Raw genomic sequence first — 1,804 nt, 5'->3', positions numbered from 1 at the left:
AATCTGCAGAGGAAGAACATCCAGGGTTCGACCGAGAACGCCGTGGAGAACGTGGCGATGCAGTACACGACCAGCGTGAGCATGAAGAGCTTCTTGCGGCCCCAGCGGTCGGTCAGCCGCCCGAAGAACAGTGCGCCCAGACAGGCGCCGAGGATGTAGATCGACGCCGCGAGACCGATCTGCCCCTCCGTGATGGGCAGGCCGCTGCCCGGTTCGACCAGCCGCGCGGCCAGCGAGCCGATGAGCGTGACCTCGAGGCCGTCGAGGATCCACACCGTCCCCAGGCCCAGGATGACTTTCCAGTGGATGCCCGCCCAGGGCAGGCGATCCATCCGGGCGGGGATCGCCGTGGAGATGGTGCCCAGCCTGCGCTTGCCGGGTCCTGACCTGGTGTCGGGGGAAGCATCACCCCGGGATCTCCGCTCCATGAAGTGGTTCTATCCGGTGTTGACGCGCGTCGCATCCGGTCCGGAACGATGGAGCGACGTTCAAGACACACTCGGCACGCGGCCAACACGCACGCGGGCTGCGCGACACCGAACCTCAGAGATCGGGCGGCCAAAGACTGCGCGATTGGAGATACTCTAATGCATCCGGCTCCTCATTGAACTCAAGAAGTCCGCCGACTTTCTCGGTGAGGGCCTCACGAACCTCACTGGGGGATGCGAAGAAGAACTCACGCCGCTGGTTGACGTGATTGACTCTTCGGTCCGCGAACTTCTTGTGCAGCTCGTTTTCGAGCGAGACAGCGTCTTCCGAGAAAAACAAGGCGTGGGTGTCATACACGAAGGGAACGGAGGCATCACCAAGTTCCCTCACACGATCCCGCGGCTCAAGACGTCGGGTCATTCCAATTTTCACGATTCCCGGACCGAATGCGCCAACGTTAGAAATCACATAGACGTACCCAGCCCGGATATTCGCGGCCCTGAAATCATTCGCTGCGATTGCTTCGTCGATCTCCATGAGCCGCGCTCGGAGCTCTTCCGCTTCTCCCGGACCGCCCTGGGAAGCAAGGGCCGCAATCGCCGCGGCGTAATGCGATCGTTCTTTATCAAGGCGCTCTCTCTCAGCTGCCAGTTCGGCTTCGACTCGGCGTTGCTGTCGGAGTTCCTCGCGCTCCTCTCTTGCTCGCTGGCGCTCCTCTTCCTTCTTCATCTGAAAATCAGCAGTGAGCTCGAGTTCTACGACGCGTAGAGCGTGGTACTCTGGGTTGATTCTTAACTCCATGAGAGCGCCAAGCTTCTCGATGGAATTCACCGCTCGATCAAGCCTTGCCGTCGCCCGCGCCGAGTTGCCCTTTCGCATCGAACGAACACAGTTTTCAGCTTCGGCATTGTATGCCCGGAGTAGAAGAATGGCAAAATCTTGCGTCATTCGTCGCCCCTTAGCCAATGAGCCATCCAGCGTGAATTGATCCGACGCAAAGACCGCGCTACCTGACCGAGCAAGCTCCGATATGCGTCCGCTAAGTTCGTCTAGACGCTCCCGGTACTCGGCTGCGTCATCAAGCGGGTGACGGTAGTTGTAGATGCCTGCATTCAAAAGAACTTCGTCGTCGCCCATCTCGACAACCGACCTATTCGTTTGCTCTCTGAGTTCGCCGACTTCCTTCTGAAGCTCTCCCGCTAACTCAATCAGCGCAGACCTGTCGAGGCCAGCGAGTTCCGCCGTAGACTCGCTAGAAGCAGTGTTTGATTCAGTAAGTTCATCGGAGACGTTATTGAGTTGAACGCTTCGGTCCGTCGAATCTGCCACCGCCTCCGGCTCGTGCAACCAAAGTTCCCAACCCCGCGGCGGCTCC

At 59.4% G+C, this 1,804-nt stretch carries 2 protein-coding genes; both read right to left on the bottom strand.

All coding sequences use genetic code 11. The features are described from left to right. Nucleotides 1–332 (bottom strand): MFS transporter (locus tag ACWIE7_RS19110; RefSeq protein ID WP_454070321.1); only part of this gene is annotated, 332 nt, incomplete at its 3' end. 211 nt (nucleotides 333–543) lie between these two features. After that, on the bottom strand, nucleotides 544–1,804 hold a 1,261-nt coding region (locus ACWIE7_RS19105), incomplete at its 5' end, for a DUF4041 domain-containing protein (RefSeq protein WP_454070320.1).

The organism is Dietzia sp. NPDC055343, assembly GCF_053645265.1.
Note: the sequence above shows the minus strand (reverse complement) of the source record. Positions and strands in the feature narration are given on the sequence as shown.